The sequence below is a fragment of the Aeribacillus sp. FSL K6-2833 genome, assembly GCF_037965815.1.
In the GTDB taxonomy this organism is placed as follows: domain Bacteria; phylum Bacillota; class Bacilli; order Bacillales; family Aeribacillaceae; genus Aeribacillus; species Aeribacillus composti.
On the sequence record NZ_CP150189.1, the window covers coordinates 2,036,980 to 2,053,930 of the forward strand.

General features: G+C 38.8%; 14 protein-coding genes and 1 pseudogene. 1 reads left to right on the forward strand and 14 read right to left on the reverse strand.

Translation table 11 applies throughout. The features are described from left to right. Positions 1-87: 87 nt before the first annotated feature. From NSQ94_RS10025 to NSQ94_RS10060, 8 genes are all read right to left on the reverse strand, one after another. Positions 88-465: a rhodanese-like domain-containing protein gene (locus NSQ94_RS10025; protein ID WP_339228980.1), complete on the reverse strand. Its 378-nt coding sequence runs from the start codon at positions 463-465 to the stop codon at positions 88-90. A gap of 10 nt (positions 466-475) precedes the next feature. Then, the gene (locus NSQ94_RS10030; protein ID WP_339228982.1) at positions 476-898 is read right to left on the reverse strand and encodes a DsrE/DsrF/DrsH-like family protein; all 423 of its coding nucleotides are present in this window, start codon (positions 896-898) and stop codon (positions 476-478) included. 116 nt (positions 899-1,014) lie between these two features. Beyond that, on the reverse strand, positions 1,015-1,242 hold the full coding sequence (locus tag NSQ94_RS10035; RefSeq protein ID WP_339228984.1) for a sulfurtransferase TusA family protein: 228 nt from the start codon (positions 1,240-1,242) through the stop codon (positions 1,015-1,017). 96 nt (positions 1,243-1,338) lie between these two features. Then, complete coding sequence (locus tag NSQ94_RS10040) at positions 1,339-1,599, reverse strand: metal-sensitive transcriptional regulator (RefSeq protein WP_339228986.1); 261 nt, start codon at positions 1,597-1,599, stop codon at positions 1,339-1,341. Next, a complete protein-coding gene (locus NSQ94_RS10045) occupies positions 1,566-1,961 on the reverse strand; it encodes a sulfurtransferase (protein ID WP_339228988.1) in 396 nt (131 codons plus the stop codon). The genes NSQ94_RS10040 and NSQ94_RS10045 overlap by 34 nt, the downstream gene beginning before the upstream one ends. Positions 1,962-2,189: 228 nt before the next feature. Continuing rightward, positions 2,190-3,320 (reverse strand): MBL fold metallo-hydrolase, encoded by a 1,131-nt coding sequence (locus NSQ94_RS10050; protein WP_339228990.1) that lies wholly within the window; start codon positions 3,318-3,320, stop codon positions 2,190-2,192. 238 nt (positions 3,321-3,558) lie between these two features. Continuing rightward, complete coding sequence (locus tag NSQ94_RS10055) at positions 3,559-3,948, reverse strand: DsrE/DsrF/DrsH-like family protein (RefSeq protein ID WP_144598006.1); 390 nt, start codon at positions 3,946-3,948, stop codon at positions 3,559-3,561. A gap of 519 nt (positions 3,949-4,467) precedes the next feature. Next, a complete protein-coding gene (locus NSQ94_RS10060; protein WP_144598005.1) occupies positions 4,468-5,385 on the reverse strand; it encodes a LysR family transcriptional regulator in 918 nt (305 codons plus the stop codon). Positions 5,386-5,526: 141 nt separating this feature from the next. Here NSQ94_RS10060 and NSQ94_RS10065 point away from each other — a divergent pair, with 141 nt between their 5' ends. Beyond that, positions 5,527-6,702 (forward strand): MFS transporter, encoded by a 1,176-nt coding sequence (locus NSQ94_RS10065; protein ID WP_144598004.1) that lies wholly within the window; start codon positions 5,527-5,529, stop codon positions 6,700-6,702. A 355-nt stretch (positions 6,703-7,057) separates the two neighbouring features. Here NSQ94_RS10065 and NSQ94_RS10070 read toward each other — a convergent pair whose 3' ends face one another. The 6 genes and pseudogenes from NSQ94_RS10070 to NSQ94_RS10095 form a co-directional block, all read right to left on the reverse strand. Further along, positions 7,058-7,657, reverse strand: coding sequence for a response regulator transcription factor (locus NSQ94_RS10070; RefSeq protein ID WP_144598003.1), 600 nt, complete (start codon positions 7,655-7,657; stop codon positions 7,058-7,060). After that, positions 7,654-8,796: a sensor histidine kinase gene (locus tag NSQ94_RS10075; protein WP_339228992.1), complete on the reverse strand. Its 1,143-nt coding sequence runs from the start codon at positions 8,794-8,796 to the stop codon at positions 7,654-7,656. Before NSQ94_RS10075 ends, NSQ94_RS10070 begins: the two co-directional genes overlap by 4 nt. 91 nt (positions 8,797-8,887) lie before the next feature. Beyond that, positions 8,888-9,919, reverse strand: a complete 1,032-nt coding sequence (locus NSQ94_RS10080; protein ID WP_327847663.1) for a fatty acid desaturase — start codon at positions 9,917-9,919, stop codon at positions 8,888-8,890. Between the two features lie 975 nt (positions 9,920-10,894). Further along, positions 10,895-11,059, reverse strand: a complete 165-nt coding sequence (locus NSQ94_RS10085) for an anti-repressor SinI family protein (protein ID WP_242009324.1) — start codon at positions 11,057-11,059, stop codon at positions 10,895-10,897. Positions 11,060-11,183: 124 nt separating this feature from the next. Next, positions 11,184-15,824, reverse strand: coding sequence for an AAA family ATPase (locus tag NSQ94_RS10090; RefSeq protein ID WP_339228995.1), 4,641 nt, complete (start codon positions 15,822-15,824; stop codon positions 11,184-11,186). 722 nt (positions 15,825-16,546) lie between these two features. After that, a pseudogene (locus NSQ94_RS10095) lies at positions 16,547-16,773 on the reverse strand (cytoplasmic protein). Positions 16,774-16,951 lie beyond the last annotated feature (178 nt).

A 16,951-nucleotide genomic window follows, 5' to 3' on the forward strand; every position in this document is an offset into this window, starting at 1 on the left:
ACTTCTTCTAGTTCATGAACATCAATAACATTGAATGATTTCCTTTTATGGAACAACGCCTCAAATTTCTTTAGCAGAATAGTTGTTTCATATCAACCTTTTTGACCAAGAGTTCATGCCGCCTTTTACATTGGTTACACGCTGAAATCCTAATTTCTTTAATAATTTGCTTGCTTTGGCGCTTCTCATTCCACTTTGACAAATCACAATGACTTCTTTATCTTTTGATAGTTCATGAACTCGTTTTGGAAGCTCGTGAAGCGGAATATTTTTAAAACCAGGAATATGATTCGTATGAAACTCAATAGGTGTGCGTACGTCAATGTAATGAACATCTTTTTTTCGTAATTCCTTCTTTAATTGCACTACAGATATGATTCGCACTCCTTTTATGGGCAGAAACCGATTGGCAACGAACCATATCACCAATAGAACTAGACCAATATTAATAATGGTTTCAACCATAGGCCCCACCTTAAATAAACAAATTGACATTTCCTTCAGAAGCATCTGCTAAATACGCAGCAACCCCTGCAAATTCGATGCCGTCTATTAATTCATCCTGTTGGAGTCCTAAAAGATCGACTGTCATTTGGCAAGCAACCAGCTTTATTCCTTGTTCCTTTGCCATATCGATTAATTGCGGCAGCGGCACAGCATTATGTTTTTTTATCACCCGCTTAATTAACTTCGCTCCTATTCCGCCAAAGTTCATCCGCGACAGTCCCATGCGGTCAGCACCACGCGGCATCATTTTCGCAAACATTTTTTCTAATAATCCTTTTTTCACCGGAACTGTCGAATCTTTACGCAATGCGTTAAGCCCCCAGAACGTATGGAAAATTGTAACCTCATGGTCATAGGCAGCAGCGCCGTTCGCGATAATATACGCTGCCATCGCCTTATCATAGTCACCGCTAAATAAAATGATCGTTGTTTTTTTTCTTTTGCTGCGACACTTTGTTTCCCACCTTCTTTTTGAAATACTTATAGGGGTATAAAGGATAGCAAAAATTATCCCTTTTGGATCCAAAACGTAAAAACACCATTTTCTTCTTTCATATTAACAACCGTATGCCCACTTGCTTTTGCCCAAGCGGTCAAGTCGTTTTTGGAACCTTTATCCGTTGTATGAACCTCTAAAACTTGACCGGCTTCTAACTCATCAATTGCTTTTTTTGCTCTTACGACTGGCATTGGGCATGCAAAACCCTTTGCATCTAATACTTTATCTGCATTCATTGTCAATGACCTCCTTTAATATTACCATTACCCCTATATGTATATTAATAGGGATGAAAAAATCTGTCAACTTTTCAAAGAAAAGTTGACGTTCTTTTATCTGCTTTTTACTAACAGCTCTACAGCTTCTTTTACAAGGTGTTCAGTTTTTTCTCCATTTTCTAAACTTTCACGGATACATTGCTCTAAGTTGGAACTAACAATAACGGCAATAGCGCGATCGATAGCGTTTCGTGCAGCAGAAAGTTGGGAAATCACGCTTTTGCAGTCCTTTTCTTGTTCCATCATACCAATAATCCCTTTTACTTGTCCTTCAATTCGTTTTAGGCGGTTTTTGATTTCTTTGCTGTATTCCATTTGGCATTTCTCCTTTCTTTGCAAGGACAATCGGCCATTGAATAGCTCTTCACTTTAAAGCCACGGCTGCGCAAAAAGCGAATGCCTAAATTTTTTCCTGCTTCATCACTTACAATCACATGGATTGGTTTATTAGGAATTTCATAAACATGCCGTTTTAAATAAGCAAACGGTATGTGCAAGGAATTCGCAATGGGATGATGATTCGTTTTTTCGTTGTAATCACGAAGATCTAGAATTGTTAAAGAATTTATACTTTCATCGCGGTAGTCAACACACGGAACTCCTCTTACTGGATAATACCGCCGATAGACAGATATTGATAACAAAATAAATAAAGCCAAAAGCAGTATTCCTTCCAATTTTTCTTTTCACCTCATTCATTGTTTTTATTTATGAACAATTATATACATGTATAAGTATATAATCAACCGATTTATTTTTCTAAACAAATTTTGGAACAGAGGCATTGTCTATACTTGTTAGCTATCAATATAGCCTTCCTCCATTTCCTTAATTTAAAAAATATTTGCGGAGGGAGAAAAAGGAGACTCGGTATGAATGATTCAAGTCTCCCCTTTTTTTAGTCATTACCGGACTGCACAACGGTTTGGACCGATTTCCATCTCGCGCTGCTGCTGTTCATCTGGATGTAGCTTTCCCATATTTGTTTGCCGAATTTCCTGATAAGCGTTCGGCTGGGGAGGCAAGTTTTCCGTCACCGTTTTTCGAAACTCTTCTTCGCTCGGGATATTTAGACCATGATTTTTTGTGTACAGCCTACCTAATGTAGTTCCCACACTTCCATCGTCATTCATTTCACCCGGTACCATAAAATGTGCAGGCAAAACCAACAACTTATCTGCTAATTGTTTATAGCGTTCATATAATGTCTTGCGCAAATCCCCGACCCAATCTTGCGCTTTTCCAGCCAAATCCGGACGGCCGATGGAATCGATAAATAAAATATCTCCAGTTAATAAAAATTGGTCATCTACAATAAACGAAGTGCTGCCAATTGTATGTCCCGGTGAATACAGAGCTTCGATCACTGTATGGCCGACCTGAATACGACCCCCATCTTGAATGGGTGCATAGGGAAAGGTCACTTCTTTTGCATCTTTCGGCGGCAAATAGTATATCGCTCCAAGTTGTTCAGCCAGCTTGCGGCCGCCGGAAATATGGTCGGCATGCAAATGGGTGTCGATTACATGTTTAATGACAATCCCGCGTTCCTTCGCAAACTGAATGTATACATCGGTCATGCGATTTGTGTCAATGAGCGCGCCTTCTCCGTTTGATTCGATCAAATAGGAAAGGCAGCCTTTCCCAAGACGGACAAATTGGTAAATGGCACCGCCGTTTTTCAGCTCGGCGATTTTGACTGGTTCTAAATGCTCGCTCCACGCTTTCATGCCGCCTTCAATGGAATATACATGAGAAAACCCTGCTTGTTCAAGTTGCTCAGCAACAAATAGCGAAGATCCGCCTTTGGCGCAAACCACATAAATTTCGTTTTCTTTCTCTTTCGGCAATTGTTCGAGGAATGGATCCACACCATCAAGAACCTCAAAATAAGGAATGTTCATAACTTGTACGTTCTTTCCTTCGATTCTCCAATCGGCAAACTCTTCTGGATTGCGGACATCGACAATAAACAAGTCTTCCCCTTGGATGATTTTGTTTGCAATTTCTTTTACAGTCATAGTTTTTACAGACATATTCCCTTCTTCCTCCTATCTAATGTTGTAATACCGGGTCAAAACCTAACCCCCATCGGCCCTCATTTCTGTTTGCCGCACACCAATTGTCCAATTGTTTCAACTAGTTTTTAGGCTACGGCAGGATCGCGTTGCCATTTACCTCTTTAAGCGAAATGCCTTGTTCCAACAGAAAATGATTTAACAACATGGGCATGTTGTTGTATACACGGTTACTTTTTTATTGCTTTTTCACTGTTTAAAACGCTAATGTAATGTCCGCATCTTTGGCAAAGTTTAAAAATGTTGCTGCACCGGCAACATCAATGCCATCAATGAAATGTTCCTTATCCAGCCCCATAACATCCATTGTCATTTGACAGGCAATCAATTTCACACCAAATTCTTGAGCCATTTGGACAAGTTCTTCAATCGATGGTACGTTCGCTTTTTGAAAACCTTCTTGAAAGCGTTCTTTCCCTTCCGGTATCGGCAAATGCTTATGCTCTTCTTTGTGAATAAGGTTCAATCCTTCAAAAGTAAAGAAAATCCCTACCTCCGCTTCTGTTGCCGCTGCCGCAGTGGCAATATTAAATACCTTGTACGCATCAAATAAACTACCGTTTGCTGCAATGATCGCAACTTTCATCATTCATTCCTCCTGTATTTTTAGTTTCTTGTTTTACATATACCTGTATGGGTATTTATAGTTTTAATACTACTTAAAATCTCTCTAAAAGTCAACGCTTTTTAATTTTTGATTTCATCACTTCCTTCATTTTGCCGTATTGTTCTCATAATTGATAATGGTAGAATTCTCCCATCTCTTTTGCCTACAATGATCTTTATGTAAAAATAGAATTTACCAATTGTTCCAACCTTTTGGGCGCTAAAATCTCTTTTTCTTGAAACATTCCTGCCCCATTTTCTAAAAAGGAAAAAGATGTTGGAACCCCATCGAAAGAAACAACCACTTTCCGCTCAAATGGAAGGTAAGCCGAGTTGACATTGTAAATCCTCACTGCATGACTGAAACCTATTTTCGCCAATAGTCCCGTTTTGCGGACCTTTGTCTACTATAGGAGCAGGAAAGGAAACAATTTGCCGCTTTTTTATGTTCTCTTTGGACTTAAAAAAAGCATGCTTTCCCCAATTAGCCGCAAGGGATCTAAGAAATGTCATATCCATGAAAAAGTGGGATGACAGACTTTTTCATGAAATCGAGAAATGCATGGACAGTTGGAGATAAATTGCCGCTTTTCCACGCAAAGGCCGTTGTAGTGGTAATTGGATTATTCTGAATGTCACGATAGACTACATTATTATTTAATACCCGTTGGATAGAAGCCGGTACGATCGCCACACCCATTCCTGAGGAAACAAGAGATAAGACAGTAGGCAATTCTTGCGTTTCTTGTACTACCTTCGGATGGAATCCCGCATGATAACAACAATTCATTACTGCATCATAATGAGTTTGATTCGCCTTTCTTCCTGTTAAAATGAATGGATCGTTTGCTAAATCTTCCAGTTGAATCGGCGAGGTTTTGGCAGCTAACGGATGATCCTTTGGCAATGCTAGCACCATTCGTTCTTGTCGAATGACTTCGACCTGAATGCTGTCATTTTGTATGTTGAAAGGATGGCAAAGTATTCCTATATCAATAAGGCCTTTTTGCAAAGCTTTCAATTGCTCTCTTGTCGTCAACTGTTGCAAATCGATATGAATATTTGGGTATTGTTTTCGATAGTGCTCTAAAATAACAGGAAGAAGATCATAGGCAGCTGAGGCGATAAAACCGATCACTATTTGCCCGGCTTCTCCACGGTTTACCATTTTTACTGTTTCGACAGCTTCCTCTACATTCTTCAAAATTTGATAAGCTTTTTCCAAAAACACCTCTCCTTCTTTCGTCAGCTCTACCTTTCTTTTCGACCGCTGGAAAAGCGGCACACCTATTTCTTCCTCTAATTGGCGAATTTGCTGACTTAATGGCGGCTGCGCTATATTTAAGCGGGCAGCAGCTTTGCCAAAATGCAATTCTTCTGCGACTGTGATGAAATATTTCAAATGGCGAAGTTCCAACGTAATGCCTCTCCTTTTTAATATTTTTAACATATTAATAATGATTTAAATATATATTAGACATATTAAAGTTCGTTTTGTAAAGTGAAAATAAAGAACAATTTTTTCATATGAAAAGATTTAGTGAAACTGGAGGTTATGATGAGGAAAGTTCTTCTGCTCACGATAGGAATGTTCGCACTCGGGTTTGATGCCTATGTCATCTCCGGTTTGCTGCCGAAAATGGAAGAAACGTTTAAAATTAGCGCTTCACAAGCAGGTCAGGCAGTAAGTATCTTTACCTTTTGCTATGCACTGGCGGCTCCGGTTTTTGCGACAATATTGGCTGGTAAACCTATGCGCAACATTTTAGTGCTGGCACTTGCCGTATTCTCAATAGGCAATGGAGCCAGCGCATTAGCGCCGACTTTTTCCACGCTGTTGATGGCTCGTGCAATTGCGGGCATCGGAGCCGGTCTCTATTCTCCGTTGGCAGCAGCTGCTGCCGCATCCCTTGTTCCCGGACAGATGCGCGGCCGAGCTCTTGGCATAACGCTTGGCGGCATGAGCACGGGAACAGTTGCTGGTGTTCCCCTTGGATTGTTCATTGCTGAACATTTAGATTGGCAAACAACTCTTTGGTTCATCACTGCACTAGGTTTTGTCGCTATGATCGGGATTATCATCTCGTTTCCAGACTTTCCTGCTTCGGCACCGCCATCGCTGCAGCAACGTTTTGCCATGATGGCAAAAGGACGAGTTGCCGCAATCATCAGCGTAACTTTTATAACAAGCATTGCCAGCTTGGGACTCTATACGTATATTTCAACCATTTTGGATAACTTAAAAGACACCCCCAGCCTTGCACCTTATTTGTGGGCATGGGGCATTGGGGGCGTCATCGGGAGCTTTTCCGTTGGGTATTTCATTGACCGGACAGCAAGACCGAAAATGCTTATGGCCGGCATTTTAACCATCATGGCTTTCGCTATGTTCTGCATACCATTTGCACTCCCTTTTCCGATCCTATCCTTTTTGCCTTTTGTTCTATGGGGGGCGATGGGCTGGGCTTCGCAAGCCCCGCAACAACATGAACTGCTACGTTTGCAGCCTAATCACGGCGCTGCTGTTGTCGCTTTAAACAGTTCCGCTAATTATTTAGGAAGTGCGGTAGGTTCTGCTCTTGGAGGGATTGTGTTGCTTGCCGGATTAACTCCTTCCTCCCTTCCGTTCGCTGCAGGTTGTCTAGTATTGGCGGCTTTGCTGGTACAATGGTTGATAATATCAAGCAATAGAAAGCGGGGAAACGCGAAAAACATGTCAGATCTTATGCAATAAACCTATCTATGAAAAACAATAGGATGCTACAATCCATATACTTGGAAACTTGACGCTCACGAAGAGATGTTTTTGGATCGAGATACTTGAAAACACATAAACAAGCATCATATAAAAATCGTTTTCTCTAGAAAAGTATAAATTCTAATAGGGTACCCTAAATATGGTTAATAATGATGGGAATGGTTCATTGGCAAGCGGAACGTGAATCTCATGATTTCAGGAGGATATTTTCAGGAACTTATCGAGTTTAGGGGAAAAAGTGTTCAGTACTGTTCATTTTAAACACCCTGGAAGGTTTCTGTTCCGTCCCTTATGTGTTGGTTTTGTCGTTAAAAAACAAATTTTTCCACATCTACTTAAACCATCCCTTTTCTTTGGATTGTTTTATCGCTTCGATCCGGTTCGTTACTTCAAGCTTTTCCAAAATCGTTGAAATATAATTTCGGACCGTGCCTGTTTTTAGTTTCAGTTCGTCCGCGATTTTTTTTGTGTTTTTCCCATCGGCTACAAGTTCTAATATTTCTTTTTCCCGTTCCGTGAGAGGATTTTCTTCACTGTATACATCATCCATTAGTTCTGGTGCATAGATTCGCCTGCCTGCCATGATGCTTCGAATCGAGCTTGCCAGCTCCTCACTCGGGCTGTCTTTCAATAAATAGCCGCTTACACGAGCTTTTAAGGCCCGTTGAAAATAACCGGCACGGGCAAACGTTGTTAAAATGATCACTTTACATTCCAGATCTTTCAGCTCTTCAGCTGCCTCAAGTCCACTTTTTTTGGGCATTTCGATATCCATGATGCAAACATCAGGCTGATATTGCTTCACAAGAGAAACAGCTTCTTCTCCGTTAGTCGCCTGCCCCACCACTTCCATATCCTCTTCCAGATTGAGCAATGTTCCTAAGGCGCCGAGCATCATACGCTGGTCTTCAGCTATGACAATTCGAATCATGATTTCAGTCCCTCCTTAACGGTCTGCTTTACTACATTCGGTATTTTCATGATTAATGTAGTCCCTTTTTCCGAATAAATATCCAGACTGCCGTTTACAAACTCCAAACGTTCTTTTATTCCGATCAGTCCATTTCCTTTTGCAAGATCCCGTTCCTCCTTAATGCCGATTCCGTCGTCTTGCACCGTCATACATATTTCGTTCCAAGATTTCTGAATGGCAATCCGGCAAGTGAAAGCTTTGCTATGCTTGACGACATTTGTTACTGCTTCTTTCAAACACATACTTAAAATGTTCTCAATAAACGGGGATACGTTTGATAGTGTGAATTCTTCTTCATTACTTACCAACTTGATTTCAGCAGCTTGGAGTAGTTGTTTTATATGTATGATTTCCTCTTTCAATCGAACCCCGCGCATTTGTGAAACTATTTTCCTTACTTCATTCAATGCAGTTCTGGCCGTTTGCTGAACGTCTTTTAATTCGCTGCGGGCTTGTTCAGGGTCTTTGTAAATTAATTTTCTAGCCAAATCGCTTTTTAGACCGATAAGGGACAGCTTCTGGCCTAACGCATCATGAAGATCGCGGGCAATTCGCTGGCGCTCCTCCTGTTTCACGAGCTCGGAAATTCTTTTGTTGGCATCTTGGAGCTGTTCTTCGAGCTGCCCTTGCTTTTTTCGATTATAAATGTTGAATGGAAGAAGGATGACGCTAATCCAAATGATGATGACAAATGGCAATTGCTTTAAGAATAACTTTTCCTGTAGAACCACGTTATAGTTGATCGAGATGGTCGTTGCAGCTAAGTGAATGATGTACAATATTAAAAAAGCAATGCGGTTTTTGATATGACCGTTATAGTAAGCAATATAAAAAGCAAAATAGATAAATTGGAAAAGGATCGTCATCGTGATAGAAATCCCAATTAAAATTGATGTCCACAAGTAGACAGGCCACTTCTTTGAAATAAAAGCTAAACGATATACAAAGAAAAATATAAGTGTCAGCACGATCCCTGCAATGATTTCCTTAGTGGAGGAAGATTGAAAAATAAAATAAAACGGCAATATGCTAAAAACGCTCCATATATAAGGAGTAATTCCCGAGAATTTCTCTAAGATCATATACTTTTTTTGCATGGTCAAATCCTCTAAAAATTTGTTTTACATGTTATCTTATCATAAAAAGGTAGACTGCGTCTTGAAAACTTTGCCCAATTTTCTAAAGATTTTACAATTCAGATTCAATATGGACTTTCGACTTTTTTTCCTTCTTTTTCGATAAGTCTTTAAACCCGACAAACTTTTTCGCTTGCTCATCCCATAAGCGGAATTGGAGAGATTTTAAGCTTGTCGCTAGAGTGATGGTTGGTACATTCTGTAAAAGATACGTTTGATTGTGTGCCTCTTCCAGCTTATAATTAGGTATCCTTGGGCTCAAATGATGGACGTGGTGAAAACCGATATTTCCAGTAAGCCATTGCAGCGGTTTTGGAAGCTTATAGTATGAACTCCCTTCAACAGCTGCTTTCACATACTCCCAGTTTTCATCTTCTTCAAAATAAGAATCTTCAAATGTGTGCTGTACGTAAAAAAGCCAAATGCCTAAAGAGCCTGAAATGAAAAAGATTGTGCCTTGAATGATAAGAAACGGCTCCCATCCGATCGTCCAACCAAGCAGCCCAACTAAGGCAACGATTGATATGTTTGTTATATATGTGTTGATGCGTTCCTTTAACCTCGCATTTTTTCTGTTAAACCGATTTTTAATAAGGAAAACGTAAATCGGTCCTAGCCCAAACATCACGAACGGATTTCGATACATCCTGTAGGCGAATTTAGTTAAAGGCGGTGCTGACAAATATTCATCAACTGTCAAAACCCATATATCCCCTGTTCCGCGCTTATCTAAATTTGAGCTGGTTGCGTGGTGGACTGAATGGTTGTGCTGCCATTTGCTGTACGGAAACAACGTTAAAATACCAGCTATTGTTCCAAAAATTTTATTGGCAAGGCGGTTTTTAAAAAAGGAATAGTGACAGCAATCATGGAAAATGATGAAAAGTCGAACTAAAAATCCAGCTGCGATCATGCAAATAGCGAAAGTAAGAACATAAGAAATGGATAAGCTTTGATAAGCTAAAAACCATAACAGAAAAAACGGCACAGTTGTATTGACTAACTGCCAAACACTATTCATAGTGTGAGGTTTTTCATAAGGAGCCATTTGCTTTCTCAAATTTTTTTGCATTTGTTTCGTCATTTTTTGATTCCCTTCTTTATTTGATATTTCTAATCATATAAGAGGGAAATCGATCTGTGAAGTCATATATGTCATATTCAGAATATGATAAATGTCATATATCGTTTTCTATCATATTCGTAATTGCTGACGGACATTCAAATTTTGGGAAAATGTTTTTTAACAAAACACATCTTGTAACAAGGTATTTTGCAAAGGATGGGCCAACAAGCAAGAGACGAAAAGCAAATTGTGATGATAACGGCATTTGCGGAACTTTGTGGATATTTTCTGAAGAGACTTTTGCAACGAGGAAAAGGCCGGACATTGAGTTTGAATGAAAACTTGAAGTATTCTCCATTTCATGTCTACTCGACATAATGCCGTTAGTTAACGGGTTCTTTTTAAAAGCTCCTTAAAAAATATGAAACCACAGAACTCTTCAATGAATTTCTGTGGTTTTTTACAGTAATAGGAGCATTTCCCTTCCATCTTTAGGAAGTTGTGAGCCTTGCCGTTTTAGATAAAACACAATATCGCTTTTTCCAGAATCTTAGCGAAAAACGGCTGAAGCACCGATGCCTTTAATATAACTGAACACTCCTTCTGCCTAGACTTTGAGTTTGTTCCCTTTGTCTCACATAAGGCCCTTTTTATTTCTTTATAAAAGGGATTATAGCGTAAATGGGGTTGTCCATTGCATTTGTAATAGCCAGCCCAAACAATTGAACAATTTTCAAATTCATGAAGTCACTCGTATTTACGTGTGAATAAGTGCATATTAGGCATTTTTCACGATCCATCTCCTGTCATTCGATCAAAACGTACATAACTATTTACTAAATGAACAGTACCACCATTTCTTGGCTTTTAGTCATATGCTTTATGTAATTTCATTTATTAGAATAATACGTTCTGTATTATCATCTTGTTGAAAGTAGTGATTTAAATTGACAGTTAAAAATATTCATGGATGCATACTCTAGTTTATTTTAATTATTTTGTAGATATATCTTTTTTCATCCAATATTTATAAAATTCACTGTTATGTAAAAAATGAAGAATTTCATCAGCTGTTAATCCGAGTTTTTTAGCTTCTAATATAAGCTCAACCCATTCTATATCCAATATTTGTTGTTCTTCCAATTCTTTATTGTTCATGTTTCCATCCTCCTTTCCATCTGTCACTGAAAACACAATACATTGATTTCTTGAAATTGTCATATATCAAAAGTTATAGATGGGCAAATTTCGCAAAAAAAAATGAGCCACTTTTGCTCATTTCTTACAACAAGTTTAACTCCTTTGCTTGGACCACTGCTTTTGTTCTGCGATTTACTTGCAATTTGCTGAAAATATTGTTTAAGTGGACTTTTACCGTTCCGACAGCCAAACCAAGTCTTTCTGCAATTTCTTTATTCGTTAAGCCGATTGAAACAAGGTTTAACACTTCCAATTCGCGTTCTGTCAACGGATCAACCAACTCATTCTTGATCGTCTCTGCTTTTTTCTCGACTGCGATTTTTGTTTCTTTTCCAAATGAATACAGCAGTTCAAGTACATAGACAGCCTGTGATGCGATGGTTGTCAACACTTCCATATTCTCGGATTCAAAGGCGTTTTTTAACTGATTATTTTCTAAATAAAAGATCCCCTTGACCGTTTTTTGTTGGACGACAGGAAAACATAACACTGACCTGACTTTGTTTTTTTGAATATAGTGATCTTTTGAAAAAGTAAAATCATTTACTGCATCCTGGAGCTTTATCGTTTCTTTTATACGGTGCACATACTGGATAACAGAAATCGGAATGTTTTCGCCAACGTTTTGATCCATTTCGTTTGTTTCGCCATGTGTGGAAATGACTTTTTCAATCGAAAAAACGGTTTCTTTTCCATTTGGCCTGATGAAGCATACCTTTTCAGCCCCTTTAAATCTGGCAATGAGCATTAATAATTTCCCGAGCAATTGCTCTAAGTTCATGTCCTCAGACAAAGAGGCTGCTGCTTGAATGATGGCGGACAAGCCCCGTTCCTCACCTTTTGTTCGTTTGGTCCCTTCCCACGTTATCATGCTTTTATGATCGTTTTTTGTTTGATTTGTTTCCTCAATCAAAGTAAATTCAGGATAATCGTGCTGCAGCTGTTCCGCTTTGTTGTGCGCCCCCCACAGCCGATAACATCGATGCGCTTCACGTAAGTATGTTTGCGCAATGCGATGCATGCCTTTTTTGGCATAGAAGTCCCCTGCCAATTCATTAGCGAGTGCTTCAATCTGAATGTCAGAAGAAGTTTTTGCGGAATGAATTGCCTCATCATACCATTTCATGGCTTCTGTCTCTTTTTTTTGCAATCTGTCCCATTCCGCCAAAAGTAATTGCTGTTTATGTCGAAAATTGTCAGGGCAATGCTCAGACCATTTTTTAAATTGATTCAAAGCCCGTTTCAGCTGTTTTTTAACTATTTTCATGTTTTTCCTGTCTTTCTGTTCGCAACGCCTGATTAACAATAAACTATGATAAAAGTAAAATTCAGGCGAAATGATCAATACGAGAGATTTTGTGACCAATTTTTCAAGACGGACCGCCAGTTGATATGCCAGCTCGTCTTCTTTTAACAAAAATGCGATTTTCAATTGAACGGTATCATAAACGATAATCGATGATTCATCTAGATTTTCTCTTTCTTCATACATAGTAAATTTCGCATGAGGATGAACGAGACATTGCAGCCAAGTTTTCACCGCTTTTAAAAACATAATGGAATGTTCCATTTTAATTTGCAAAACAAACTCTAGCTGCTTCTCAATTTCTACTAACAACTGATTGAGCGGTTCCCCCTTAATCAACATTGTAATGACCAGAAATGAGCTCGATTCCCCGGCCAAATGAAGGTTGCCGGATTCAACGCAATGTTTTTGTGAACGTTTTATATAAAAAAGATTGTCCTCAATCGTTTTTTTCCAGTGGTTCACAAATGTGCCAAAAACGAAATCGACCCGCCCCATTAGGTGTTTTGATTGAAATCGAGAAGCTGTGTGTAAAGCAAGCTGTCCAAATTGAAAGCTTCCCTCATAATCTTGAAAACCGGCGCTTAAAAATAGTGCATAATTGTTGTAAACAAGTGCGGACACATCAGTCGTTCCATGTCGTAATGTAAGACGGAGCGCCCGGAGCATGAGAATGCTGACAAGATATTGATCATACTGGTAGCTGGCTCTGTTCAAATTAATTAAAATCTCCATTAGTAAACGTGTATTCCTGTCTGTCATCGTCGGCAAAGTTGTGAGATCATTTGCGGAACGAGTTCCGACCGCTTTTTTCGTTCGGATCATCTCGAGAATCACTTTAAACTTACTCGGATGACGCGGCAGCTTCCATCCGAATAATCGAAGGCCTTTTAACCCTGCCTCAACCGCTTTTTCAAACTGCTGTTGATGAGAAAACAACAAAGTTTTCATATTGTAGACTTTTAATTGGTCTTCCCTTGTTTTGGCATAGATTAATATTTCATTAAATGTCCTTTCCGAATCAAGAAAAAGTCCATTTAAATATTCGCTTTCCCCTTTTCCTAGAAAAAGCTTGTAACTTAATTCATAACTGACTTCCCAATAATTTTCGGGAAGCAATTCAATCCCCGTTTTAAAATAATTCAATGCTTTATCAAATAATGCTGCGTTTTTCGCTTTTTCACCCGCCGACCAATTGAGCTCAGCCAAATCTGCTTTTCTTTCGGGATGTTGAATGAACCTTCTGCCCAAGTTAAGATGGTTGATCATTTCAAAAAACTTTTCATGTTCTTCTTTACTAGTTCTTTTGAAAAGAAATTGACCTGCATTATAATGAATTTCTTGTTTTTCCCTGTGATCAAGCAATGAATAGGCAGCTTGCTGGACACGGTCATGAATGAACTGATACCTTCCTTGATCTGAAACCTGGATTATCATCCCTTCCTGGACTCCTTCGGACAATGCGTCGGTCATTTTCTCCGTATTGATTCCATCATGAAGAAAAGACAAAAACTGAAAATCGAAGCGATGTCCAAGACAGGAAGCTGTCAAGATAAGTTTTCGGGTTAACGGCGACAGTTTTTCAATTTTGCTGACAATGAATCCGATCATTTCATCGTATTCGGGCTGCTCCTTCACTTTGTTGAGATTCCATTCCCATTTTCCTCTTTTTAAGTTGCACCATAGAAACTTTTCATCGTATATTGTTTGGAAAAGCTGTTTAAAAAATAATGGGTTTCCCGCTGTTTTCTCATATAGTACAATGGCAAGCTCGCGAACATCGTCCGGGCTGCATCCCAACGTTTCCGCAATGATTTGGTTAATATGATCAACATTCAGCATGCCGAGTGGAAATTCCCTAATATTTTCTTTGCTTCTTTTCATTTCTTTTAATTTCGTTAAGAAAGGATGTCCTTCTTTCATTTCATCATCGCGATAAGCCCCAATGATGAGCAAACTTTCAAACTCTGGATCGTTCAGTATGGATTGCAGCAATTCTAGCGATGCTGTATCACACCATTGAAGATCATCTAAAAAGAATAACAATGGATGGCTTTTTTTCGCAAATGTTTGCATAAAACGCCTGAATGCCCAATGAAAACGAAGCTTCGATTGGGAAGAAGGCAATAAAGGTACAGCGTCTTGTTTGCCGATCAACAGTTCCAGTTCAGGAATGACCTCCGTGATAACCGCCGCTCCTGAACCTAAATGTTCAAGAAGCTCTCTTTTCCAACGTTGAAGTTCTTCTCTGCTTTCCGCCAATAATTGATTAATCAGCTGACGAAATCCGCGAATAAACGGTTCATATGGAATATCCCGCTGAAATTGATCAAATTTTGCGGAAACAAAATAACCATTTTCTTTTGCGCATAACTTTTCAATTTCATTCACAAGCGCTGTTTTTCCTGTTCCGGCGCTTCCTGAAATAAGCACCATTTTCGTCAAACCAAATCGAACCATTTTCAGTTCTTCCATTAAGCTTTGTATTTCTTTCTCCCTTCCGTATAACTTGCTTGTAATTTGAAATTGTGAAGAAAAGTCGTATCGGGCAATCTGAAATGATTGGACTGTTCCGTTTTGTTCCAGCATCTTTAAGCAATGGAAAATATCTTCTTTCAGTCCGAAAACCGACTGATAACGATCTTCAGGTGCTTTTGCAAGCATTTTCAAAACGATGTCGGAAACCACATTCGGCACATCTTGACGTCTTTCAGACGGATGAATGACCTTTTTTGTCATATGAGCATGCATCCATTCAAAATCAGAGTCAACGTCAAAAGGCAGACGGCCAGTTAATAGTTCATAGAAAATGACACCAAGCGAATAAATATCGCTGAGATGGCTGGAGGATGGATTGATTTGTGCGCTCTGTTCCGGCGAATGATAAATATCGTAAATTTCATCATCCTCTTCGGCTCCTCCAATATCAAAAAATTGCACATCTAGTTTTTCAGGATGAATGAAAATGTGAGCTGGACTTAGTATAGTGATGGAAATGTTTTGTTCGTGAAGGACGATTAATTTTTCTGCAAGTTGTAAAGAAATTTGAAGAAATTCGCTAATTCGTGGACGATGAATTTTGATATATTCTTTTAATAACATTCCCCCAGGATCTCGGTAAACAAGTGCATACGTGTTCCCCAATTGCTCAACTTCTATAGGCGTCACAATTTCCTTCATCTTCAGCTGCGAGTAGAAGTCATATTGGTGCAAAAAAGATGCATGATCAATTATCGATGGGGATTGTGATGTTAAAACTTTCAGCAAAACGCATTGATGATCACGATCGCGTATCCCCCGATAAACAGAAGCTTTTTTTCCTTTTCTCAGCAATGATATATAACTGTAGCCTGAAATATCTGACATTGACTTTTTCCCTCTTGGCAAATGCCGTAATATTTCGTTTTCCTTCTCCATACAGACAGGCACATCCTTTCATAAAAAAATTTCTCTTCCAGTATTCGCAAAATTTTCCGAAAACCCTTCTTTTTTCATTGAAAGAAGCGGTATTTCGTCTATAACTGCAACTTTTCCCTTCAATATTCTCGTATATAAGATGACATATGAAAAGAGGAATGATTCTGCTTGAATACAAATGGAGTTCGGTGTTTTTCAGGAAAACTGAAGAAAAATTATGAGGAAATAATCAGGATTTACTAAATAATGGGTGGCGGTTACAGACATTTGCACCGTTCTCTTCCGGCGCCTTTGTGCAGCCGCAATCCATTCAGATTATTTTTAAAAAAGTTCTGAAGAAATCATACACGTATGACAAAGAAGCAAAGCTTTTATCTTTTGGAATTTTCTTTGTAACGATGATGGGAGAAGCTGTTTCTTTTCCAAATACAACTCATCCCCCGCTTATTTGTGGAGCTGCTAAAAAAAGGGTCTTATTGTCTTTACAATATCGCTTCCGTTTAGTTTTACAAATGTTCGTTAATTCATATAAAACGCTTGGCGCCGTTTCGAAATCTCCATTACTTCTGAGATGACGGTGTTTAAAATGATGTAAAAAGTCTTGTAGAAAAAAATTACAGGACACTTACTCGGTCTAAAAGTACATTCGAGCCATTTTTCCGATTTTCAAATTCATTTCCTCAACTTTCTAATTCATTCCAAATGATAAATAATTTAATAGACTAAAACCATTTCTTACACATGCGGTTCAAAAACTTTTTGTGATAGGATAACCGGAACTTGCTCGATCATTGAATCGGTGCCGTAAAAAGGGCAAATGGCAGTCTTTTCATCATCGCACCATTTTAGAAGGATGAAATATTTTTAAACAATAAAAACAACCGCAAATTTCATCGTTTTTCAATTCTTTTCGATTAAAACTGATGAATCGGTGTGCTGTTCTGCACAGACTTCCCTTCAATTTATCGCCTTCCTAATTTTTGCAAAAAAATTCTCTTGCTATAATATCTGAACGGCCATACCAAGGGGTAAAATCTTCTATTGTATACAAATGCATCATACATGCTATTATTGAACAAAATTCTCATCAGCTCCACTTCATTCACAAGAACAACCTGTACCTTCTT